We start from the raw sequence: 21,014 nt of genomic DNA on the forward strand, positions 1-21,014 counted from the left end.
GGTGGGCAGCTTCTACCGGCGCTATGGCAGCAAGGCGGGCTTCGCGCGGGAGGTGCGCCAGTGGGCCGAGACCGAACTCTGCCGCATCGCACGCGTGGACTTCGAGCTGGCGCCGGAGCAGCCGGAGGGCGGCTTTCGCGAGGTCTTCGACAGCTTCTGGGAGGACCTGGCGTGGTGCGCGACGAGAAAGCCCGAGCTCTTTCACTTCACCTTCATGCACTGGCATCCCGACTCGCTGGAGCCGGAGGCGTTGGGCAGTCAGGCGCGGGAGTTGGTGCGCGAGGTGCTGGCGCACGGTGAGCGCGAGGGGGCGCTGGCGCCTGGAAGCGTGCAGGTGGGCGAGGGGCTCATCTGGGGAGCGCTGGCGGAGCTGGTGCGGGCAGTGGCGCGAGGGGACGAGCAGGACGCGCTGGAGAACGTCCGTCTCATGGGACGGATGCTCTGGAAGGCGCTGGCGGCGGAAGAGGACCGCGGTGCCGGAGGCGGGCGAACACCTCCTCTGGAGGGCGCTGGCTCCGAAGGCACCGAGGCAGGAGGCGCGGGGAGTCCTCCTCTGGAGGGGGCCGGCACCGAGGGCTCCGAAGCGGAAGGGGCGGGGAGTCCTCCTCTGGAGGGGGCCGCGACGGAAGGCTCGGGGCCCGGTGCGCCAGGCGCGTTGCATCCAGGCGCCGCGACGCTGGACGCTTCTGGAAATCAAGGGGGGCGCATGGTCCAGCGCCGCATCATGACAGCGCCCGCAGACCGGCGCGCAGTCCTCCGACATCGTTCTGCATCAACAGGCGCTCCGTCTCCTCGTTCGTCCGCTCCCAGATGGGCACCGCGGATTGCAGCAACTGGAGACCGGCGTCCGTCAGCGTCAGCAGCCGTCCGCGCCGGTCGGCCGGGTCGACCGTGGTCTTCACCAGCCCGCGCCTTTCGAGCGGCTTCAGGTTCGCCGTCAGGGTGGTGCGGTCCATCGCCAGCAGCGACGCCACCGAGCCCATCGTCGGTGGCTCGGCACGGTTGAGCGACATCAGCAGCGAGAACTGTCCGTGCGTCAGTCCCACCGGACGCAGCGCATCGTCGAAGCGACGCGCCATGGCGCGCGCGGCCCGCTGCACCGCGAGGCACAGGCAGTGGTCTCGGACATGCAACGTCGTTGCGAAAGAAACGGCTCTCGCCTTTGACATGGTCTCAATTGTGTTGATATCAACCCATCTTGTCAAAGCAGGGACGCCCAGCAGGGGAGAAGCCATGGCCTATGTCGATGGATTCGTCATCGCGGTGCCCGCGGCGAACAAGGAGGCCTACCGCCGCGCCGTCGTCGAGGCCGAGCCGCTGTATAGGGAGTTCGGTGCGACGCGCATCGTCGAGACCTGGGATGACGACGTGCCCGAGGGCCAGGTCACCGACCTCCGGCGCGCGGTGAAGGCCAGACCCGACGATGTCATCGTCTTCTCCTGGATTGAGTACCCCAGCAAGGCGGTGCGCGACGCGGCGAACGAGAAGGCGCTGCAGGACCCGCGAATGAAGGAGATGGGCGATCGAATGCCCTTCGACGGGATGCGGATGCTCTTCGGCGGCTTCGCTCCCATCCTCGACGAGCGCGCTCAGGGGAAGGTGGCCTACGTCGATGGCTCCCTGGTGCCGGTTCCGGCCGCCAACAAGGGCGCCTACCGCGCCTTGTCGTCCAAGCTCGCGGCGGTCTTGAGGGAGCATGGCGCCACGCGCGTCGTCGCCGCGTGGGGTGACGAAGTCCCCGATAGCAGGGTCACCGACTTCAAGGGCGCGGTGAAGGCCACCGGCGACGAGCAGGTCGTCTTCTCGTGGATTGAATGGCCGTCGAAGGAGGCCCGTGACGCGGGGTGGGGGAAGGCGATGGCCGACCCGCGCATGCGACCGGACAACGTGCCCTACGACGAGCGCCGCAGGACCTACGGCGGCTTCGTGCCGCTCCTGAACGAGTAGTCACCTGACATCCGCCCGGTCTCGGAGGGAGCCCGCCGGGCTACTGCGCCGCCTTCGTACTCGACCCGGACGGCAACGACATCGAGGCGGTCTTCCGCGAGCGCTGAGCGGCGGGCGACGACCCGCCGAAGACGACAGGAGGCACGTGTGTCCGCGGCACTGGGAAATGCGAGGGTGGTTCGTTGCTCGTGCGGACGTGTCGAGCTGGCGGCGCTCGGCGCTCCTATCACGAGCGTGGTCTGCTACTGCGACGATTGTCAGGAGGGCTCCCGGCGAATCGCAGCGCTGCCCGGGGCCCAGGCCGTGCGAGAGCCCGACGGTGGGACGTCCTATGTGCTCTATCGGAAGGATCGGCTCCAGACCCTTCGAGGGGCGGAGTTCCTGAAGCGTAACAAGCTCGACGAGAAGTCCGCCACGAACCGGGTCGTCGCCACCTGCTGCGGCTCGGCCATGTTCATGAGCTTCGATGACTCGAAGCACTGGGTGCCGGTCTACCGGGCGCGGTTCCAGGGCGACGCGCCACCCCTGGAGATGCGCATCCAGACGAAGTTCAGGCCCGCTGGCAGCGCCATTCCGGACGACGTGCCTTGCTACCCGGCGTTCCCCTTCGGGTTCATTGGGAAGCTCCTGGCGGCCCGGGTGGCCATGCTGTTGCGCCGATGACCCTGACAGGTCGAAGGGCCGGACGCTCCGTACTCCCCCGCCGTGAATTCTCCGAGCGCCGCCCCATTGCCCTTCGCGGCGGCTTCCTCCACCATGGCGGCGGAGGTGGAACATGATTCAGGATTCAAGTCGGTGCGCGCTCGTGACGGGGGCGGCCAACGGCATCGGTCTCGCGGTAGCGGAGGGCCTCGCGGCACAGGGCGTGCGGGTGTTGCTGGCGGACCTGGACGAGGCCGCGGGCGCGGCGGCGGCGAAGCGGCTTCCCGGCGCCCGGTTCCAGCGCGCGGACGTGTCCTCCCGAGAGGACTGCCGCGCGCTCGTCGCCCATGCGGAGCGCGAGTGGGGGCGGCTGGACATCCTCGTCAACAACGCGGGGCTCCAGCACGTGTCCCCCGTGGAGGAGTTCCCCGAGGACCGGTGGGAGCAGCTCATCCGCATCATGCTCGTCGGCCCGTTCCTGCTGACGCGCTACGCGCTGCCGCTGATGTACGCCCGGAAGTGGGGGCGTATCATCAACGTGTCCTCGCTACACGGGCTCGTGGCCTCGCCATACAAGTCCGCGTACGTCTCCGCCAAGCACGGCCTCATGGGGCTGACCAAGACGGTGGCCCTCGAGGCCGCCGACAAGGGCGTCACCGTCAACGCGGTGTGCCCCAGCTACGTGCGCACACCGCTGGTGGAGAAGCAGATTTCCGACCAGGCCCGCGTCCACGGCATCTCCGAGACGGAGGTCGTGGAGAAGGTCATGCTCGCGCCGGCCGCCGTGAAGCGGCTGCTGGAGCCGGCCGAGGTCGCCGCCTACATCTCCTTCCTGTGCTCGGACGCCGCGGCGGGCATCACCGGTGCGGCGCAGGTGATGGACTGCGGCTGGACGGCTCGCTGAGCGAATCCCCCGAGGGGCTCGCGGGGACCACCTCCGTGAGCTTCTCCCGGAAGGTCTCCGCCGACAGCCAGACGGACACCAGGGTGATGACGGCCAGCGCCACCATGTAGAGCGACACCGGCCACGCCTGGCCCCCGGACTGCGTCAGCAGCGCCGTGGCCACCACCGGCGACAGGCCACCGGCGAACACCGACGCGAGCTGATAGCCCAGCGACGCGCCGCTGTAGCGGACGCGGGTGCCGAACAGCTCGGAGAAGAAGCTGGCCTGCGGGCCGTACATCGCCGCGTGCGCGATGATGCCCAGCGAAATCGCCAGCCAGATGAGCCCCGTCTCCTTCGTGTCCAGCAGCCAGAAGAAGGGGAAGGACATCAGGCCGCACCCCAACGCGCCCGCCAGGTACACCGGCCGGCGCCCGAAGCGGTCCGACGCGGCGCCGAACGCCGGAATCGCCACCAGGTGCACCGCCATCGCCAGCAGCACGCCGTTGAGGAACGTGGAGCGCGGCAGCCCCAGGCGCTCGGTGCCGTACGACAGGACGAACGTGGTGATGATGTAGAAGAAGCCGTTCTCCGCGAAGCGCGCTCCCATCGCCAGGAGGATCTGCTTCGGGTAGGTGCGCAGCGCGTCCAGCACGGGGATGCGCGGCGCGGCCTCCTGCGGCTTGCGGTGCTGGAACACCGGCGACTCCGCCACGCGCAGCCGGATGAACACGCCCATGCCGATGAGCAGCGAGCTGAGCAGGAAGGGGATGCGCCAGCCCCAGGAGATGAACGCCTCCTCCGGCATGCGCGAGAAGACGGAGAAGACCGCCGTCGCCAGCAGCATCCCCGCCGGTGCGCCCATCTGCGGCCAGCTCCCGTAGAAGCCGCGCCGGTTCGCGGGCGCGTGCTCCACCGCCATCAGCACCGCGCCGCCCCACTCGCCGCCCAGGCCGAAGCCCTGGATGAGCCGGAGCAGCACGAGCAGGGCCGGCGCCCAGACGCCCAGCGTGTCGTACGTGGGCAGCAGGCCCACGGCGAAGGTCGCCACGCCCATGAGCATCAGCGTGGCGCTCAGCATGGCCTTGCGGCCGAGCTTGTCTCCGTAGTGGCCGAACACCACGCCGCCCAGGGGCCGCGCGACGAAGCCCACGGCGAAGGTGCCGAAGGCCGCCATCGTCCCCGTCAGCGGGTCGAAGGAGGGGAAGAACAGGCGGTTGAACACCAGCGCCGCCGCCGTCCCGTAGAGGAAGAAGTCGTACCACTCGATGGCGGTGCCGATGAAGCTCGCCACCGCCACCTTGATGATGGAGTCCTGCCGGTGCTGCGTCGGTTCCATGACGTCCCCTCCCAACCGCGTGTGGTGTCCGGCTTCCGGCAACCGACTAGAGCATCAGCCGCATGGTGATGAAGTACGAGTTGTCGATTTCATCTTTCACCAGGTCCTGCTTCTTCTGGTAGCGCGCGTAGCGAGCGCCGAGCGCCACGTCCTCGGTGAACCAGTAGGTGCCGCCCACGTTGATGTAGAACTGCGTGGTGCGGGTGATGGGCTCGCTGGACGGCGTGTCACCCGACGGCGCCACGAAGGTGGGCGAGCGGTCCGCGATGCGCGCGAACTGGACGCCCACGCCCGAGCGGCCCTGCAGGTTGAAGTCCACGCCGGCCGACAGCGAGGTGGCCGAGTACTTCGTGGACAGCAGCTGGTCGGCGAAGCCCGGGGTGCTGTTGGCCACGTCGTTGCTCACGCGGGCGATGTTGAAGAAGGGCGTGACGAAGACGGGGATGCCGATGTTGGTGTGCAGCTTCAGCAGCACGTTGCCGCGCAGGTTGTTGCCGCGCAGCAGCGGGTCGGTGCGCGACGAGGTCTGGTAGTTCACGTCGAACACCTGCGCCATCGCCTTCACCTCGAACAGCTCGTGCGAGTAGCTGAGCGAGGGGCTGAAGACCTGGAAGTGCAGGTCGTCATCGGGCTGGCCGTTGCGGAAGTTGCCCAGGGGCCGCTCCCAGAAGCGGCTGCCGCCACCGAAGGTGCCGCCCACCTGGTAGGAGCTGGAGGTGCTCAGCGGGTTGGCCGCGGTGTAGCCGAAGCCCAGGCGGAAGCCGTTCCAGTCATACGCCGCCTGCGCGCCCTGGCCGCGGTTGAAGCCGCTGTAGAGCAGCGGATCTCGCGTGTACTTGTCCGCCAGCAGCGTGTCCGCGATGTGGGTGGAGATGAAGTCCACGCTGGCCGGGTCCACGATGATGCCCGCCTCCAGCGTGGCGCCCCAGCGCTGCAGGCGGATGACCTGGTCGCGGACGCTGAAGGACGCGGTGCCCTCCCACACGCCGGAGCCGTGCGCGCGGATGTTGCGCTCGAACTCGCTGCGGAAGGAGACGTACTGGCCCAGGCGGCCCTCGAAGCCGAAGCGCGTGAGCGCCAGCGTCGTCGCGCGGCTCTCGCGGGCGCGGTTCAGCGTCTGGATGAGGTTCTCCACGTGCACGCCGCCCGCGAGCTGGAGCACGGGCTTCACGTAGAACGACTCGTTGCCCACCGCGATGCGCGGGCGGACGACGGGCGGGGGGCGGGAGTCGACCACCTCGGAGGTGCCCGCCATCTCCTCGGCGGTGGCGGGCTTCTCCTCCGGCTGCGGCGCGGCCTGCTCGGGCGCGGCGGCGGTGGGGGGCGCCTCGGTCGTCTGGGGTGCCTCGGAAGGAGGAGCGGTAGGAGCATCGGCGGCGGGCGCCTGCTGGGCCCGGGCCGCCGGCGCGGCGCTCAGGGCGAGCGCGCAGAGGGTCGCGGTAAAGGACGACAGTCGCTTCATGGGAGTGCTCGGAAGAAAGGGGAAGGAGGACGCGAGCCGGCCCGGCCTTGAAGGGGACACGGGCCGGCCGTGCTTGGAGGGGAAGGGGAGGGCTACTCGGCGAGGTAGCGCATCATCAGGTCGAGCCCGGCTGCGGAGCGCACGGAGCCAAAGTGGTTCGCGATGAAGCCCTTGCTGAAGTAACCGCTGGTGTCGTAGTCGTTCAGCGTGGTGAGCGTGTTCTTCACGCAGCCGTCCATGTCGATGCGCGAGGCGGCCTCGGACACGTACAGGTCCTGGTAGTTGGTGCCGCGCTCCTTATCCGTCATGGTGATGGTGTAGTACTTCACGACGTTGCCTCCGCACTGGCCCGTCCTGCCGAAGGCGTAGTCGCCATCCGCGCACGGCGTGGCGAAGAGGTCGCGGGGGCCGTTGAGCGGCGCGTGGAAGTACGTCTGCGTGTAGTTGGAGCGGCTGCCCATCTCGCAGACGATGGTGCCGCGCATCGTCGGGTTGTTCTGGCACAGCGAGCCCATGGCCGGGTCGTAGGTGGACACGCCGTGGTTGGCGCCGGAGCCGAGGATGACGTGGCTGACCTGCGGGAAGGGGTTGATGGCGCCCGCGCGGCCGGTGCTCCACTCGACGTACATGCGGCGGAGCGCGTCGCGCGCCACCGTGACGCCCAGCGAGTGGCCGATGAGGGCCACCTTGCGGTTGGGCTGATCCCGCATCACCGCCTTGAGCAGCCCCTGGAGGATGGGCGTGGCCCACCCGTGGTCGATGTTGCCCGAGGAGTTCTGCGTGGCGCTGTTGGCCGAGGGGTCGATGCTGGTGACGAGGTCGGTGCGGAAGTCCACCGCGATGACGCGGTAGCGCTGCGCGATGAGCGTCTCCGCGAGCTGGTTGCGGGCGGTGGTGTCCGCGGTGAACTGGACGTTCTCGTACGCGGTCTCCACGGGAGTGCCCGGCTGCAGCATGAACTTCTCCCAGGAGTGCGGACGGGTGGAGTTGCCGTGCACGAGGATGACGATGGGCTTCGTCGTGTCCTCGTTGTTCTGCGTGTACTCCTTGGCGGCGCACGGGTAGCCGGGAATCCTCGCCAGGTTGCCGTCGGCGAAGCCGGTGGCGGCGTTGGGGCCTCCGAAGGCGGAGTTGCCCGTCCACTTGCCGTCGTTGTTGCCGTCCTTGTACGGCGTGCTGCCGGTGGTGTTGCTCTTGTCGTAGTAGAGGTTGGTCACCGTGCAGCCGGGATGATTCGTCAGCGGCCGGTAGTGGCCGTCATACTCCTGGAAGTTCTGCTGGTTCTGCGGCTCCGGGGTGGTGATTTCCCGCATCCGCGTCGCGTCGGTGATGGGCCAGGTGTCGATGTTGATGCCCGCCGCGGCGACCTCCGCCGTCTTCGCGGCGATGCGCTCGCGACAGGCCACGACCTCCGCGGACACCTCGTCCGGCTTGACGCCATCCGCCTCCCAGTCCTGGTGGATACAGGCGATGCCGCTCAGGCCGAGGACCGCTGCCACAGCACGAATGCCCACGTGACGCGTTGCCATTGGTAACTCCGTTGCAATCACTTGCGGATTTCGGTGGAGAGTGCGAGCGCGTCCCCCGGCGAAGTCGTGCACCAGATGGAAGGGGATGCCCCGGCCCGCGGCGTGAACGACGAGCGCCGCAAGTCCCGTGATTCGTACCAAACGAGAGGACCACGGAGCAACGGGACTTGAAGACTGATTCATCTTTCGGCCGTATGAAGTTGAACGTCGGTTCAACATCGCGGCGCGTCATCGACATGAAGATTGATTCAGTTTTGCAGCGCGTCAGGAATGGATGCGCGGAGGTGCGCATCGCGGTGCGTCATCTCCGGAGCGGGGGTGAAGACGCCCCATGTCATGGGCCCGCGCGCGCGGTAGGGTCTTCCTCCTGGACACCGACGTTCCCAGGAAGGTGCGTACCGTATGAATCCCCGCCAACTCAGCCGGGGCGAGTTCCTCGCCCTCACGGGCCTGCTGTCCGGCTCCACGCTCCTGCGGGGCACCGCCCAGGCCGCGACGCCTCCGCCCCCCGCGCCCGTGGGGAAGGCCGCCGCCGGGGCCGGGCCCTCCCGGGCGGAGATGGACGCGCTGCGCCGGGGCTGCCGGGCCTCGCTGGCGGTGGGCGGCCCCACCGACGCGGGCGACGAGCTCATCCGCGTTGGCGAGTGGGTGAAGCGCCAGGGCCTCTCCCGGGACTTCTATGGCAGCGGCGACTTCGTCCAGGCCTTCGAGAAGCGCGTCGCGGACCTGCTCGGCTTCGAGGACGGCTGCTACATGCCCACCGGCACCATGGGGCAGCTCATCGTGCTGCGCATGTACGCGGACGCGAGCGGCAACCGGCGGGTGGGGCTGCATCCCTCGTCGCACCACGTGCTGCACGAGAGTGACAGCCACGCCGTGCTGCACGGGCTGCGCGAGGTGTTCATCTCGCCGTGGAGCCGGCCGGTGCTGGCCAGCGACGTGCGCGAGGCGCGCGAGCCGCTCGGCTCGGTGAGCGTGGAGCTGCCGGTGCGGTGGCTGGGCGGACAGCTCCAGACGTGGGAGCAGCTCGAGGAGCTGAAGAGCACCTGCCGCGACAAGCGCGTGAAGCTGCACATGGACGGCGCGCGGCTGTGGGAGAGCCAGCCCTTCTACGGCCGCTCCTACGCGGACATCTGCAAGGGCTTCGACTCCGTCTACGTGTCCTTCTACAAGATGGTGGGCGCGCTCGGCGGGGCCATGGTGCTGGGCGGCAAGGACTTCATCCGCGACGCGCGCACGTGGCGGCACCGGCACGGCGGCAACCTCTTCCAGATGCTGCCCTACGTCGCGTCCGCGGCCATGCGGCTGGACGACGTGCTGGCCCGCATCCCCGGCTACGTGAAGCGCGCGAAGTCGCTGACGGAGGCGATGGCGGCGGACACGCGCATCACCGTGCTGCCCCGGCCGGTGCAGACGAACATGTTCCGCGTCTTCCTGCGGGGTGACGCCGCGGCCCTCACGCGCCAGCGCGACGTCATCGCCCGCGAGGACAAGGTGTGGGTGGCCAACGGCTTCGGCCCCACGCGGGTGCCCGGGGTCGTCGAGACCGAGCTGCAGGTGGGGGAGGGGCTGGGCACCATCAAGGACGCGGACGCCGCGCGCGCCTTCTCGCGGCTGCTCGACGCGAAGGCCTGAGTGGAGGGCAGGCGAGCGAGCGTGGAGCGTGCCGTGGCGGACGCTCCCGCTCGCCGTGGGTTGCGGAGGCCGCGGCCTGCGTTACCTCAAGGACATGACCGAAGTTCAGACGACGCCACTCGATTACAAGATTCCCGAGGGTTGCCCCGTCTGTGCGGCGGACCTGCCGGTCCGCGTCTCCGGGTCCGGCCCGCGTGCCGTCTGCAAGCACTGCGGCTGGTTCGGACGTCCGCACATCCGGGTGACCCACCGGGGGCTGCGCGTCACCATCAACGGCGACGCCGCCTAGGCTTCTTCAACCCCTCAGGGCCCTAGCGCCGGGTGGACTCCAGCCGGTCCACCTGGCGCAGCTCGGGGAAGAGCCAGGCCCAGAGTCCCACCACCACCAGCGTTCCCACCGCGCCCACCACCACGGCGGGCACGGCGCCCACGTGCTCGGCGAGCCCGCCCGCGCGGAACTCGCCCAGCTCGTTGGAGGCGCCGATGCACATCATGTTCACCGCGCCCACACGGCCGCGCATGTCGTCCGGCGTGGCCACCAGCTCCAGCGTGTGACGCACCACCACGCTGACCATGTCCGCCGCGCCTGCTATCGCGAGCGCCACCAGCGACAGGGGCAGCGAGCGGCTCACGCCGAAGACGAGCGTGGCGGCCCCGAAGATGGCCACCGAGACGAACATCTTCCACCCGGCGCGGCCTCCCATGGGGCGCACCGCGAGCACCACGGCCACCAGTGCCGCGCCCAGGGCCGGAGCGCCGCGCAAGAGGCCCAGCCCCCACGGGCCGGTGTGCAGCACGTCCCGCGCGTAGATGGGCAGGAGCGCCACCGCGCCTCCCAGCAGCACGGCGAACAGGTCCAGGGTGATGCTGCCCAGCAGCAGCCGCTGCCGGCGCACGAAGCGCAGCCCCGCCATCAGCGTGGCGAAGGACAGCGGCTCCGCGGAGGCGCTGCCCGTCCTCACCTTCAGCATGAGAATCCACACCACCGCGAGCGCGCACAGCGCGGCCGACGAGAGGTAGGCGCCCGTCGCGCCCAGCCACCCGTAGAGGATGCCGCCCACCGCGGGCCCGGCGATGGTGGCCACCTGCCACGTGCTGGAGTTCACCGCCACCGCGCGCGTCAGCTCCTCCTTGGGGACGAGGTGCGGCGTGAGGGCGGAGCCCGCGGGCGCGTGGAAGGCGCGCGCCGTGCCGAAGAGCACCAGCACCCCGTAGACGAAGCGCACGTCCTGGATGTGTCCCAGCGTGAAGGCGAGCAGGAGCAGGCTGCACAGCATCATCACCGCCTGGCACACCGCGAGGATGGCGCGCCGGTCCACCCGGTCCGCCACCTGCCCGCCCACCAGCGCGAAGGCGAGGAAGGGCACGAACTGGGCCAGCCCCGTGTAGCCAAGGGCCAGGGCGCTCCCCGTCAGCTCGTACACCTGCCAGCCGATGGCCACCGATTCGATCTGCACGGCGAGCACCGCGAACAGGCGGGCCACCTGGTAGAGGGTGAAGTCACGATGGCGGAAGACCGAGCGGGAAGGGGAGTCGTCGAGGGTGGCCATGCTGGGACGGCGCTCTAACGCAGTCGCCCCGCCCATGCCACCTGGCGCTGAGCCCGCCTGCCCTCAGTGCAGCACCGGCTGCTGCCGGGGCACGGCCTGGCGGGGCAGCTCCACGGTGAAGGTCGCGCCCTGGCCCGGCTGGCTGTCCACGGAGATGGTGCCGCTCATGCCCGCGAGGATTTCCCGGACGATCCACAGCCCCAGCCCCAGGCCGCTGTAGTTCTGCTCGGAGACGGCGCGCTCGAAGCGCTCGAAGATGCGCTGCTGGTCCCCGGAGGCGATGCCAATCCCCTCGTCGCGGACGGTGAGCCTCGCGGTGCCGTCGTCCCGCGACACCGTCAGCAGGATGGGGTGGCCCTGGCCGTACTTGATGGCGTTGGACAGCAGGTTGGTGACCACCTGCTCCAGCCGCAACCGGTCCCACTGGCCCCGGATGTCTCCCTCGCCGCGCAGCACCAGCCGGCTGCCGCCGTGGGCCAGCTCCTCCTGGAAGCGCATGGCCACCTCGCGCACCACCTCCAGCAGGTCCACGTCCTCCAGGTGGAAGCGCATCCGCCCCTCACGGACACGGGCCACGTCCAGCAGCTCCTCCACGAGGTGGCCCAGCCGCTCCACCTGCCGAGAGATCTTGTCCGCCCGGGCGGTCATCCTCGGGCCCGAGCAGGTGGGGTCCTCCCGCGTGCCGCGCAGCAGGCCCTGGAGCTGGAGCTTCAGCGTCGCCAGCGGCGTGCGCAGCTCGTGCGAGGCGATGGAGAGGAACCGGTCCCGGGTGTGGATGGCCGCGAGCAGCTCCTGGTGCAGCCGCGCGTTGTCCAGCGCCAGGGCGATTCTGCGGGCCACGTCGCGCGCCAGCTCCGCCTCGGTGCTCCCCAGCCTGCGCGGCGGCACCGAGAGGAAGGTGATGGCGCCCAGCACCCTGTCACGGCCGATGAGGGCGAGCCGGATGGAGGAGCCATTGGGGTCGCCCAGCCGGACGTGCCCGGCGACGGAGGGCCTGCCGCCCGGGCCGGGGGAGACGATGCCGGGCGGCTCGGAGACGTCGCGCAGGCGCTGCTCCTCGCGCGGGTCCATGTGAGCGACCGCTTCACGCTGCGCCCGCCCGTCCTCGTGGATGAGGTCGAGGATGCAGCCGTCCGCGACGAGGGGGACCGACAGGCGCACGGCGAGGGTGAGCGCACGGGGGAGGTCGGTCTGCTCGGCGAGCGCGCCGCTCAGCTCCGCCAGCAGGGCGAAGCGCTGACGCGAGGCCTCCGCTTCCGCGCGCGCCGCCTCGGTTGCCCGGGCGTGGGCCTCCAGCTCGCGGGTGGCGCGCAGCTCGATCTCCGTCATCACCGACTGCGCCAGGTCCCCGAGGATGGACAGGTCCTCCTCCGTCCAGACCCGGGGCTTCGTGTCGATGGCGCACAGCGTTCCGAGAACCTCGCCGCCCGAGGCCTTCAGCGGGAAGCCGGCATAGGCCACCACGCCGAGCCCATCCACGGCGAGGTTCTCCTTGAGCACCGGATGCTGACGGGCGTCCTCGACGACGAGCGGCTCCCCGGTGGCCACCACGTGGACGCAGAAGGACCAGGTGAGGGGCGTCTGCCGGGCATCACGCCAGGGGGCGGGCAGTCCCACGCAGCTCTTGAAGAACTGCCTGTCCCGGTCCAGCAGCGTGACGAGTGAAATCGGCACGTGGAGGACCTTCGCCGTCAGGCGGGACAGCCGGTCGAAGGACTCCTCGGCGGGACTGTCCAGCAGGGCCGTGCGCCGCAGGGCGTCCATCCGGCGCTGCCGGGTGATGATGCGTCGGAGCTCGGACAGGTCGTGCTCCACGTGTGCGGACGGCTGGCCGGACGGGCCGTCCCGCGGGCTGACAGCCTCTGGGGTGCTCTCGGGGTACATGTCGGCCAGTTGCCTCCTCCCCAGGACAAGCTGCGGCGGGACGTGTCACCCTTCATGGTGAGCACCGCGAGGCCGGGATGCCCGGCGCGTCTGGCAGGGCCCGACCGTGGATGGAAGCCGCGGTTCAGTCCTCGTCGCTTCGCGCGCTCCGCGTCCGGGGATGGCCGGTCGCCAGCGTCTCGTGCTCGCGCTCCTGGGTGAACCCGGAGGCGCTGGAGAGCTTCGTGTCCTCGTGCGGGTTGTCGGAGCGCGCCACCGAGTGGGTGTGCGCCCGGACGGGATGGGCCTCGGACAGCGGGTGCCGGCTTCCCGGGCGGCCCTCGGCGAGCGTCCCGCGCCCCGGGTCGAGGTGGATGTACTCGAACCGCTCGCGATGCTCGCGAGGCGTGAAGAGGGCGGCGATGGGCCCGGGCAGGCGCTCGTGGAGCCGGTGCAGCGTCCCCTCGGAGAGGGCCTCCGCCAGCACCTGGCAGACGATGCCGGTGTGCTCCATGGCGAAGCCCGGCCGGACATGCTCACGGCAGGCGACGCGCGCGTGGAGCTCCGCGAGGTCGAAGTCCTGACCGCTCGTCCCGTCCTCCAGCATCCCCGTCAGCGGGGCGGGCAGGTCCTCGGCCAGTGCCCGCCGCTCCCACCGGCCGAGCCGCTCACCCACCACGCCCAACACGGCCCTGGCGGTGCGGGCCGCCTCCGCGGTGTCACTCAGTCCCGCGCGCTCGGTCACCCGGGACAGGAATTCATCGTGCGTCATCCTCCACCTCCATCGGCATCCCTTGTCTCGAATGTGTGCACGGAAGTGGGTGGTCCGGTGGGGTGTGAATCGAGGTGACCGAGGCCACCTGCTCGGAGCCGGGCGGGGCGGGGCAGTGCCTCGTGGTACCGTCGTGGGCGGATGGCTCCTCACGCCCTGGTTCCCGACCGCTCCCGCATCGCCGCGCTCTCCCTCGTGCTCCTGGCCGTGCTGGGAGGCTGCCGCAAGACGGACGCCGAGCGCGCGGCCGAGGAGCGCGCGGAAATCGAGAAGAAGCTCCGCGATTCGTACGCGCTGGTGCCCTACCGCGCCCTCAAGCTGACCTTCCGCGCCCAGGGCCAGCCGAACGCGCCCGAGGAGATCGCCGCGCTGTGGAAGGCCGTCGGCGAGACGCGCTCCCTGCCGGAGAAGAACCTCACGGAGGAGGAGGCGCGCCTCGTGGCGAAGTCGTACCTGGACCTGGGCGTGGCCTTCTACAAGGCGAAGAAGACGCTGGAGAAGCGCGACGAGGACGAGTTCCCGCTGCTGTGGAGCCGCTGGATGCCCGAGGAGCCGCCGCCGCTGCCGGGGTACGACGCCGCGCAGGAGCACGCCGTCCTCTCGGTCATCTGGCAGGTGCTCGACAGCGCGGACCGGGGCAACCGGGTGCCGGCCTCGGACCTGGTGTTCTACGAGTTGTCGCGCGCCACGCCCGGGCCCGCGTGGATGCCGGCGCTGCGCGTGGGCATCCGGGGCAGCCGTGGGCTCGCGTTCTGTGAGACGGGCTACCACTACGCGGCGGAGGAGGAACTGAACGCCTTCCTCACCGAGGCCGAGACGCTGCCCCTGGAGGAGTTCCCCGCGCTGCATGGCACCACCCACGAGCAGTCCCGGGAGTCGCTGCTGGCGGCCGGCTACTTCCTGCGCGCGTGGAACCGCATGGCGCTCAAGCGCGAGCGCGCCGCGGAGGACGACATCGAGCGCGGCCTGCGCTCGCTGGAGAAGCTGGGCGTGGAGAACGAGCTGACGTGGTGGGGCTGGGCCTTCATCCACTTCCGCCGCGAGCGCTACGAGGAGTCCGCGAAGTCCCTCGACAAGCTGGCCGCCAGTCCGTACCTCGGGGAGAAGGAGCGCCAGGAGGTCCACGCCAGCGCGGAGGAGATGCGCCGGCACGGCGACAAGGTGCCCATCTTCCTCCAGGCGCGGGCGGCCCTCATCCTGGGACAGGCGCTCATCGCGCGGGCCGGCGGGCCGGAGAAGATCGTCGTCACCGTGCTCGGCCCGGAGCGGGGGAAGCAGGTGTATGCGCCCATCGCCTGGATGGACCGGGTGCGCCAGGGCGTGGGTGGGCTCTCCGTGGACAAGGTCGCGCGCGGGGCGGGGGAGTCGCTCGAGGCGGCCCGCGAGGCGGGGGCCAAGGGGCTGGAGGCGCTGAAGCAGAAGCTCGGCGGCGGCTCGGGGAGCACCGCGGAGTCGGGGCCGAAGTAGTCGCCCGCACGGGCATCGTGTTATCCGGGGGGCGCGATGAGCCCCTCCAAGATGCCCGCGACGAAGAAGGCCGCTGCGAAGAAGACGTCCGCGACGAAGAAGGCCGCGCCCGCGGGCGAGCTTCCCATCATGCCCTTCGAGAGTCCCCGCGCGTGGGACACGTGGCTCGCGGCGAACCATGCGTCGTCGCGCGGCGTGTGGCTGAAGCTCGCGAAGAAGGCCGCGGGCGTTCCTTCCGTGACCTACCCGGAGGCGCTGGAGGTGGCGCTCATCTGGGGGTGGATCGACGGGCAGAAGGGGAGCTTCGACGACGCGTGGTGGCTCCAGAAGTTCACGCCGCGCGGCGCCCGGAGCATCTGGTCCAAGGTGAACCGCGAGAAGGCGCAGGCGCTCATCGAAGCCGGGAAGATGAAGCCCACGGGGCTCGCCGCCGTCGAGAGCGCGAAGCGGGACGGGCGCTGGGATGCGGCCTACGACTCACCCAGCAAGGCGACGGTGCCCGAAGACCTGGCGGCGGCGCTCGCGGCGAATCCCCGCGCGGCGGCGTTCTTCACCACGCTCAATGCCGCCAACCGCTACGCCATCCTGCACCGCGTGCACACCGCGAAGAAGGCGGAGACCCGCGCCCGGCGCATCTCCCAGTTCGTGGAGATGCTCGCCAATCACGAGAAGCTCCACGCCTGAGCGCGCTCACGCCGTCGTCTTGTGGAACCGGCGCGCCGCCACCGTCATCACCGCGGTGCCGAACACGCCGAGCAGAACCACCTGGAGCCACAAGTCCCCCAGGCCCGCGCTCTTGAGCAGCGAGCCGCGCAGCACCTCCACGTAGTAACGGATGGGGTTGAGGTACGTCACCCACGCCAGCCAGTCCGGCATCGCCCTCACCGACGTCAGCACCCCGGACAGCAGCACCGCCGGGAGCATGAAGAGGAAGCCTCCGACGAAGGCCTGCTGCTGCGTGCGGCTCAGCGTGGCGATGAGCAGCCCCACGCCCAGCGTGCACAGCACGTAGAGCAGGGTGGCCAGCGCCACCAGCGCCGGGTTGCCTCGCAGCGGCACGCCGAACACCCAGGCCCCCACGCCCAACGCGAGCCCCACGTCCACCAGCCCGATGAGCACGAAGGGCGTCACCTTGCCCGCCATCAGGATGACCGGCTTCAGCGGCGTCACCTGGAGCTGCTCCAGCGTGCCGGTCTCCCGCTCACGCGCCAGCCCCATGGCCATGATGATGGTGGTGACGATGAGCAGCAGCATCGCCACGATGCCCGGCACCACGTACACCGCCGTGGTCAGCTCCGGGTTGTAGAGCACGCGCGGCACCAGCTCCACCGCCGGCCGGGGCCGTGTCTCTCCGCGCGCCCGGGCATCCTCCTGGATGAGCCGGTCCACCCGCTGCGCCGCGTGCCGCGCCACCGCGTCCGCCGCCACGCCCGAGCGCACCGGGTCCGAGCCGTCCACCAGCGCCTGCACCCGCGCGCCGCTCCCGCGCAGCACGTCCTCCTGGAAGTCCTGGGGGAACACCAGCGCCACGGACGCCTCGCCGCGCTCCACCAGGGCCTCGGCGGTCTGCTCGTCGTGCGCCTCCGCCTTCAGGTCCAGCGTGTCCCCGGCCAGCAGCGTGCGCGCATACTCCCGGCTCTCCACCGTGCCGTCGCGGTCCACCACCGCCGTGGGCACGTGGCGCACGTCGAAGTTCACCGCGAAGCCCAGCACGAAGAGCTGGATGAGCGGCACCAGCGTCAGCAGCACCAGCACGCGCTTGTCGCGCACCGTCTGCCGGACCTCCTTCACCACCACCGCGCGGTACTGCACGACGAGCGGGTGCATGTTCCAGCCTCCCTTCAGTCCAACCGCCGCTGGAAGCGGCGCGTGGCCAACGTCAGCATCAAGGCCGCGAACAGCGTCAGCGCCACGAGCTGCGGCCACAGCACGTCCAGGCCATTGCCCCGCAGCAACACCCCGCGCAGCGTCGTCACGAAGTGGCGCGCGGGGATGAGCAGGCTGATGACGCGCAGGGGCGGCGGCAGGTTCTCGATGGGGAAGATGAAGCCCGACAGCAGCATGGACGGCAGCATGGACGACATCGTCGCCACCTGCGTGGCCACCACCTGGTTGCGCGTGATGACGGAGATGAGCAGCCCCTGGCCCAGCATCCCCACCAGGAACAACAGCGCTCCCAACCCCAGCGCCACGAGGCTGCCTCGCACCGGCACGTCGAACAGCCACGCGCCCACCGTCAGCACCAGCAGGACCTGGAGCAGCCCGATGCCCAGGTACGGCAGCAGCTTGCCCACGACAATCTCCAACCGCCCCACCGGCGTGGCGAAGAGCTGCTCCATGGAGCCCCGCTCCCACTCGCGCGCCACCGTCAACGCGGTGATGAGCACCGCGACAATCGCCAGCAGGTACGCCGCCAGCCCCGGCACCAGGAACAGCGCCGAGCGCCCGTTGGGGTTGAACAGCGTCCGCACCCGCACCTCCAAGGGTGGGGCGGGGAGGGTGGCCCCCGCGAACCTTCGGCCCGCCACGTCCACCAGCGCCTGCGCCTTGGCCAGCGCCTGCGTCGCGGTGTTCCCGTCCGCTCCGTCCATCAGCAACTGCACCTGACCCGCTCCGCGCGCCACGTCCTCGGAGAAGCCGTGTGGCAGGACCATCACCGCCACCGCGTGCCCGCGTCGCAGCTCTCGTATGGCCTCCTCGGGAGAGGTCCCCTCCCAGGCCAGGACGAACTCCTCCGACGCCGTCACCTGGCGCACCAGCTCGCGGGACAGCGCCGTCCGGTCCTGGTCCACCACCGCCAGGTCCAGGTGGTCCACGTCGAAGCTGATGCCGAAGCCGAACAGCACCAACAGCAGCACCGGCATGGCCAGCGCCAGGTAGAGCGTGCGGACGTCACGGCGGATGTGCAGCACCTCCTTGCCCGCCATGGCGAGGATGCGTCCCACGGTGCGCTTCGCGTACGTCGAGTCCATGGCGTCTCAGTCCTCCCCCCGCTGCGCCCCGGCCGTGAGCGCCAGGAAGACGTCGTCGAGCGTGGGCGCGGACTCCTCCAGCTCCAGCGGGTCCACGCCCCGCGCCCGGAGCCACCGTCCCAGCGCCTCTCCGGACAGCCGCTCCGGGTCCACCCGCACCGTGGCGCCCGCGCCGAAGCGGCTCACGTCCAGCACGCCCGGCTCGCCGCGCAGCGCGTCCAGCGCCGGGGCCAGATTCGGGCCGCGCACCTCCAGCACCCGTCCCGGCGCGTGCGTGCGCTTCAGTCCCTCCGGCGTGTCCAGCGCCACCAGCCGCCCGTCCACCATGATGCCGATGCGCGCGCAGTACTCGGCCTCGTCCATGTAGTGCGTGGTGACGAAGACGGTGGTGCCGCCCGCGGCCAGCTCGCGGATGAGCGCCCAGAAGGAGCGGCGCTGCACCGGGTCCACGCCCGCGGTGGGCTCGTCCAGGAAGACGATGCGCGGCCGGTGCAGCACGGCGCTGGCCAGCGCCACGCGCTGCTGCATGCCGCCCGGCAGCGAGCCCGTCACCTCGTCCTGGACGGGGGTGAGCTGCATCCGCTCCAGCATCTCGCCGATGCGCCGCTCCAGCTCCCGGCCATGCGCCCCGTACGCGGCGGCGAAGAACTCCAGGTTCGCGCGGACCGTCAGGTCCAGGTACAGCGAGAAGCGCTGGGACATGTAGCCGATGCGCTCCTTCACGCGCTCCGGCTCATGGCCCACGTCATGGCCCGCCACCCGCGCGTGGCCGCCCGTGGGCTTCAACAGCCCGCACAACATGCGGATGGTGGTGGACTTGCCGGCGCCGTTCGCGCCCAGGTAGCCGAAGATTTCGCCCGCACCCACGGAGAAGCTCACGTCGTTCACCGCGGTGAAGGCGCCGAAGCGCCGCGTCAGGTGCTCCACCTCGATGGCCGGGCTCATGCGGCCCTCCCGCCGGTGTGCCGCTCCACGAGCGCCAGGAACACCGCCTCGAAGTTGGAGGCCGCCACGCCGTGCTGGCGCGCCAGCTCCCGGGGGCCGCCCTCGGCGATGAGCTCTCCCGCGTAGAGCAGCCCCACGCGGTGGCAGCGCGCCGCCTCGTCCATGTACGGCGTGGACACCACCAGCGTCATGCCCTCGTGCACCAGCGTGTAGAGCAGCTCCCACAGCTCGCGGCGGCTCACCGGGTCCACGCCGTTGGTGGGCTCGTCCAGCAGCAGCACGCGCGGCCGGTGGAGCAGGGCGCACGCCAGCGCGAGCTTCTTGTACATGCCTCCGGAGAGCGCGTCCGCCCGCCGCCCCGTGAAGCGTCCCAGCCGGGTGATGTCGAGCAGCCGCTCCCGCCGCGCCGTGAAGTCCTCGCGCGACAGGCCGAACAGCCGCGCGAAGAAGTGGAGGTTCTCGTCCACGCTCAGGTCGCCGTAGAGCGTGTTGCGCTGGGGCACGAGGCCCAGGCCCTCGCGCACCCGGGTGCGCGGGTGCGCCGGGTCCTCGCCCAGCATTCGCACCCGGCCTTCGTCCGGGCGCAGCAGCCCCGCCATCAGCCGGATGGCCGTCGTCTTCCCCGCGCCGTCCGGGCCCACGAGGCCGTACACCTCGCCCCGGCCCACGGCCAGCGACACGCCCCGCAGGGCGCGGGTGGCACCGAAGCTCCGCCGGACCTGCTCCAGCGAGATGTCCATCTCCGGCGCCGTGCTCATCGCCGCTGCTCCGCCACCGCGCGCTCCTGGATGGCGCTGAGGCTGATTTCCACCGGCATGCCCGGCAGCAGCAGCCCCTCCGGCGCGTCGATGTGCACCTCGACGGGGTAGACGAGCCGGTCCCGGTCGCTGCGCGTCTGCACGTTGCGCGGCGTGAAGGCCGCCTCGCGCGACACGGTGACGACGCGGGCGGGGAAGGTCTGGTCGGGGTACGCGTCCGCGCGCACCGTGGCCTCCTGGCCGGGCTTCGCGGCGGCCAGCTCCGCGTTGGGCAGGTAGAAGGTCGCCTTGGGCCGGCGCGTGTCCACCAGCCGCGCCACCACCGCGCCCGGCAGGGCCAGCTCTCCCTCCTCCAGCGCCAGCGTCTCCACCGTGCCAGTCATCGGCGCGCGCAGCTCGCACTCCGCCACGGTCACCCGGGCGCGGCTCAGCGCGGCCTCGGCGGCCTCCACGGCGCGGAGGGCGGACTCCGCCTGCCGCAGGCTGGCGTGCTGCTGCTCCGCCGCGGCGCGGGCCTGACGCCCGGCGGCCGTGCTGGAGTGGCGGGCCGCCGCGAGCTGCTGCTCCAGCGACGCGGCCTGCGCGCGTGCCTGGTCCAGCGCGGCCTCCGTGGTCGCCGCGCCCATCTTCTCCAGCCGCTCCGCCTGCCGCTTCGCGAGGCCCTGCTGATCCGCGAGCGAGCCGATCTGCGCCTGGCTGCCGGCGGCCTGGGATGCCACCGCCTCGCTGTTGCGTATCGCGGCCTGGGCCGCCGCCTTCGCCGCGTCCGCCTGCGCCTGGGACATGGACAGGCGCGCCTGCGCTTCCACGAGTCCGGCCTCGGGCTCCGTGCAGTCCAGGGTGACGAGCAGCGCGCCCTTGTCCACCCGGGCGCCTTCCTCCACGTGCCGCGTGAGCACGCGGGCGTTGATGCGGGCCCGGAGGTCCACGCTGGTGCCCTCCACCACGCCCGAGCCCCCGGGCGGCCCCTCCGCGGCCCGGCGATCTCGAAGGACCCTGAACCCCAGCAGGCCACCGAGCGCAACCACCAGGAGCACGAACAACAGGACGGCACGTCGCATGACTCTCCCCTCGAAGCCGCGACACGTCGCGCGGTAACGGGGAGCCCCATCGCAAGGGCCATGCCGCGCCCATTTCCGTCGGATCCGGCTCCCGGGTGTCGGAAGCCCGCGCGGTGCCCCCGCCGGAAATCCGGCACCCCCGCCGGAAGCCCGACAGCGCCCCGCCTGGCGCCCGTGTCCCACCCCGTC

20 protein-coding genes are annotated in these 21,014 nt (G+C 71.0%); 7 read left to right on the top strand and 13 right to left on the bottom strand.

Translation table 11 applies throughout. The annotated features are described in order from the left end of the window. Both HG543_RS54670 and HG543_RS35335 read right to left on the bottom strand, forming a co-directional pair. Positions 1 to 226 (bottom strand): hypothetical protein (locus HG543_RS54670; protein ID WP_211194375.1); only part of this gene is annotated, 226 nt, incomplete at its 3' end. 496 nt (positions 227 to 722) lie between these two features. Beyond that, positions 723 to 1,079 carry a MarR family winged helix-turn-helix transcriptional regulator gene (locus tag HG543_RS35335; protein WP_246357528.1) on the bottom strand — a complete coding sequence of 119 codons (357 nt, stop codon included), beginning with the start codon at positions 1,077 to 1,079 and terminating at the stop codon, positions 723 to 725. Between the two features lie 154 nt (positions 1,080 to 1,233). Between HG543_RS35335 and HG543_RS35340 the strand changes: the two genes are divergently transcribed. From HG543_RS35340 to HG543_RS35350, 3 genes are all read left to right on the top strand, one after another. Continuing rightward, the gene (locus tag HG543_RS35340) at positions 1,234 to 1,947 is read left to right on the top strand and encodes a DUF1428 domain-containing protein (RefSeq protein ID WP_169349324.1); all 714 of its coding nucleotides are present in this window, start codon (positions 1,234 to 1,236) and stop codon (positions 1,945 to 1,947) included. A gap of 174 nt (positions 1,948 to 2,121) precedes the next feature. After that, positions 2,122 to 2,610 carry a GFA family protein gene (locus tag HG543_RS35345; protein WP_439332614.1) on the top strand — a complete coding sequence of 163 codons (489 nt, stop codon included), beginning with the start codon at positions 2,122 to 2,124 and terminating at the stop codon, positions 2,608 to 2,610. Between the two features lie 112 nt (positions 2,611 to 2,722). Then, the gene (locus HG543_RS35350; RefSeq protein ID WP_169349325.1) at positions 2,723 to 3,493 is read left to right on the top strand and encodes a 3-hydroxybutyrate dehydrogenase; all 771 of its coding nucleotides are present in this window, start codon (positions 2,723 to 2,725) and stop codon (positions 3,491 to 3,493) included. On the opposite strand, the gene HG543_RS35355 is transcribed toward HG543_RS35350, so the two are convergent. The 3 genes from HG543_RS35355 to HG543_RS56870 form a co-directional block, all read right to left on the bottom strand. Then, positions 3,447 to 4,811 (bottom strand): MFS transporter, encoded by a 1,365-nt coding sequence (locus HG543_RS35355; protein WP_169349326.1) that lies wholly within the window; start codon positions 4,809 to 4,811, stop codon positions 3,447 to 3,449. The genes HG543_RS35350 and HG543_RS35355 overlap by 47 nt on opposite strands. 46 nt (positions 4,812 to 4,857) lie before the next feature. Then, complete coding sequence (locus tag HG543_RS35360) at positions 4,858 to 6,273, bottom strand: hypothetical protein (protein ID WP_169349327.1); 1,416 nt, start codon at positions 6,271 to 6,273, stop codon at positions 4,858 to 4,860. A 92-nt stretch (positions 6,274 to 6,365) separates the two neighbouring features. Further along, positions 6,366 to 7,772 (bottom strand): alpha/beta hydrolase, encoded by a 1,407-nt coding sequence (locus HG543_RS56870; RefSeq protein ID WP_169349328.1) that lies wholly within the window; start codon positions 7,770 to 7,772, stop codon positions 6,366 to 6,368. A gap of 432 nt (positions 7,773 to 8,204) precedes the next feature. On the opposite strand from HG543_RS56870, the gene HG543_RS35370 reads away from it, so the two are divergent. Together HG543_RS35370 and HG543_RS35375 are read left to right on the top strand one after the other, a co-directional pair. Then, positions 8,205 to 9,437 carry a threonine aldolase family protein gene (locus HG543_RS35370; RefSeq protein ID WP_169349329.1) on the top strand — a complete coding sequence of 411 codons (1,233 nt, stop codon included), beginning with the start codon at positions 8,205 to 8,207 and terminating at the stop codon, positions 9,435 to 9,437. Positions 9,438 to 9,531: 94 nt separating this feature from the next. Continuing rightward, positions 9,532 to 9,726: a hypothetical protein gene (locus tag HG543_RS35375; protein WP_169349330.1), complete on the top strand. Its 195-nt coding sequence runs from the start codon at positions 9,532 to 9,534 to the stop codon at positions 9,724 to 9,726. Between the two features lie 22 nt (positions 9,727 to 9,748). Here the strand turns inward: HG543_RS35375 and HG543_RS35380 are convergent, their stop codons facing one another. The 3 genes from HG543_RS35380 to HG543_RS35390 all read right to left on the bottom strand — a co-directional run bounded on the left by HG543_RS35380 (position 9,749) and on the right by HG543_RS35390 (position 13,622). Continuing rightward, positions 9,749 to 10,987 (bottom strand): MFS transporter, encoded by a 1,239-nt coding sequence (locus HG543_RS35380; protein ID WP_169349331.1) that lies wholly within the window; start codon positions 10,985 to 10,987, stop codon positions 9,749 to 9,751. 63 nt (positions 10,988 to 11,050) lie between these two features. Continuing rightward, positions 11,051 to 12,871 carry a GAF domain-containing sensor histidine kinase gene (locus HG543_RS35385; protein WP_169349332.1) on the bottom strand — a complete coding sequence of 607 codons (1,821 nt, stop codon included), beginning with the start codon at positions 12,869 to 12,871 and terminating at the stop codon, positions 11,051 to 11,053. A 124-nt stretch (positions 12,872 to 12,995) separates the two neighbouring features. Continuing rightward, on the bottom strand, positions 12,996 to 13,622 hold the full coding sequence (locus HG543_RS35390) for a DUF2267 domain-containing protein (RefSeq protein WP_169349333.1): 627 nt from the start codon (positions 13,620 to 13,622) through the stop codon (positions 12,996 to 12,998). Between the two features lie 141 nt (positions 13,623 to 13,763). Here HG543_RS35390 and HG543_RS35395 point away from each other — a divergent pair, with 141 nt between their 5' ends. Both HG543_RS35395 and HG543_RS35400 read left to right on the top strand, forming a co-directional pair. Next, on the top strand, positions 13,764 to 15,089 hold the full coding sequence (locus HG543_RS35395; protein ID WP_211194376.1) for a hypothetical protein: 1,326 nt from the start codon (positions 13,764 to 13,766) through the stop codon (positions 15,087 to 15,089). A gap of 51 nt (positions 15,090 to 15,140) precedes the next feature. Then, positions 15,141 to 15,773 (top strand): YdeI/OmpD-associated family protein, encoded by a 633-nt coding sequence (locus tag HG543_RS35400; protein ID WP_169349341.1) that lies wholly within the window; start codon positions 15,141 to 15,143, stop codon positions 15,771 to 15,773. 6 nt (positions 15,774 to 15,779) lie between these two features. On the opposite strand, the gene HG543_RS35405 is transcribed toward HG543_RS35400, so the two are convergent. The 5 genes from HG543_RS35405 to HG543_RS35425 are packed head-to-tail and all read right to left on the bottom strand — an operon-like array spanning position 15,780 to position 20,825. Then, positions 15,780 to 16,916: an ABC transporter permease gene (locus HG543_RS35405; RefSeq protein ID WP_169349334.1), complete on the bottom strand. Its 1,137-nt coding sequence runs from the start codon at positions 16,914 to 16,916 to the stop codon at positions 15,780 to 15,782. Between the two features lie 14 nt (positions 16,917 to 16,930). Then, positions 16,931 to 18,061 carry an ABC transporter permease gene (locus tag HG543_RS35410; RefSeq protein ID WP_169349335.1) on the bottom strand — a complete coding sequence of 377 codons (1,131 nt, stop codon included), beginning with the start codon at positions 18,059 to 18,061 and terminating at the stop codon, positions 16,931 to 16,933. A 6-nt stretch (positions 18,062 to 18,067) separates the two neighbouring features. Then, complete coding sequence (locus tag HG543_RS35415; RefSeq protein ID WP_169349336.1) at positions 18,068 to 19,006, bottom strand: ABC transporter ATP-binding protein; 939 nt, start codon at positions 19,004 to 19,006, stop codon at positions 18,068 to 18,070. Then, positions 19,003 to 19,764 (bottom strand): ABC transporter ATP-binding protein, encoded by a 762-nt coding sequence (locus HG543_RS35420; RefSeq protein WP_169349337.1) that lies wholly within the window; start codon positions 19,762 to 19,764, stop codon positions 19,003 to 19,005. The genes HG543_RS35415 and HG543_RS35420 overlap by 4 nt, the downstream gene beginning before the upstream one ends. Then, positions 19,761 to 20,825 carry an HlyD family secretion protein gene (locus HG543_RS35425; protein WP_169349338.1) on the bottom strand — a complete coding sequence of 355 codons (1,065 nt, stop codon included), beginning with the start codon at positions 20,823 to 20,825 and terminating at the stop codon, positions 19,761 to 19,763. Before HG543_RS35425 ends, HG543_RS35420 begins: the two co-directional genes overlap by 4 nt. Positions 20,826 to 21,014: the final 189 nt, after the last annotated feature.

The sequence above is a fragment of the Pyxidicoccus fallax genome (assembly GCF_012933655.1).
Taxonomy (GTDB): Bacteria; Myxococcota; Myxococcia; order Myxococcales; family Myxococcaceae; genus Myxococcus; species Myxococcus fallax.

Excerpts from the sequence above, each read along its gene's own strand:
- HG543_RS35335 (WP_246357528.1), bottom strand. The coding sequence starts at position 1,079 with ATGGCGCGTCGCTTCGACGATGCGCTGCGTCCGGTGGGACTGACGCAC.
- HG543_RS35340 (WP_169349324.1), top strand. The coding sequence starts at position 1,234 with ATGGCCTATGTCGATGGATTCGTCATCGCGGTGCCCGCGGCGAACAAG.
- HG543_RS35350 (WP_169349325.1), top strand. The coding sequence starts at position 2,723 with ATGATTCAGGATTCAAGTCGGTGCGCGCTCGTGACGGGGGCGGCCAAC.
- HG543_RS35355 (WP_169349326.1), bottom strand. The coding sequence starts at position 4,811 with ATGGAACCGACGCAGCACCGGCAGGACTCCATCATCAAGGTGGCGGTG.
- HG543_RS35360 (WP_169349327.1), bottom strand. The coding sequence starts at position 6,273 with ATGAAGCGACTGTCGTCCTTTACCGCGACCCTCTGCGCGCTCGCCCTG.
- HG543_RS35370 (WP_169349329.1), top strand. The coding sequence starts at position 8,205 with ATGAATCCCCGCCAACTCAGCCGGGGCGAGTTCCTCGCCCTCACGGGC.
- HG543_RS35375 (WP_169349330.1), top strand. The coding sequence starts at position 9,532 with ATGACCGAAGTTCAGACGACGCCACTCGATTACAAGATTCCCGAGGGT.
- HG543_RS35380 (WP_169349331.1), bottom strand. The coding sequence starts at position 10,987 with ATGGCCACCCTCGACGACTCCCCTTCCCGCTCGGTCTTCCGCCATCGT.
- HG543_RS35385 (WP_169349332.1), bottom strand. The coding sequence starts at position 12,871 with ATGTACCCCGAGAGCACCCCAGAGGCTGTCAGCCCGCGGGACGGCCCG.
- HG543_RS35390 (WP_169349333.1), bottom strand. The coding sequence starts at position 13,622 with ATGACGCACGATGAATTCCTGTCCCGGGTGACCGAGCGCGCGGGACTG.
- HG543_RS35395 (WP_211194376.1), top strand. The coding sequence starts at position 13,764 with ATGGCTCCTCACGCCCTGGTTCCCGACCGCTCCCGCATCGCCGCGCTC.
- HG543_RS35400 (WP_169349341.1), top strand. The coding sequence starts at position 15,141 with ATGCCCGCGACGAAGAAGGCCGCTGCGAAGAAGACGTCCGCGACGAAG.
- HG543_RS35405 (WP_169349334.1), bottom strand. The coding sequence starts at position 16,916 with ATGCACCCGCTCGTCGTGCAGTACCGCGCGGTGGTGGTGAAGGAGGTC.
- HG543_RS35410 (WP_169349335.1), bottom strand. The coding sequence starts at position 18,061 with ATGGACTCGACGTACGCGAAGCGCACCGTGGGACGCATCCTCGCCATG.
- HG543_RS35415 (WP_169349336.1), bottom strand. The coding sequence starts at position 19,006 with ATGAGCCCGGCCATCGAGGTGGAGCACCTGACGCGGCGCTTCGGCGCC.
- HG543_RS35420 (WP_169349337.1), bottom strand. The coding sequence starts at position 19,764 with ATGAGCACGGCGCCGGAGATGGACATCTCGCTGGAGCAGGTCCGGCGG.
- HG543_RS35425 (WP_169349338.1), bottom strand. The coding sequence starts at position 20,825 with ATGCGACGTGCCGTCCTGTTGTTCGTGCTCCTGGTGGTTGCGCTCGGT.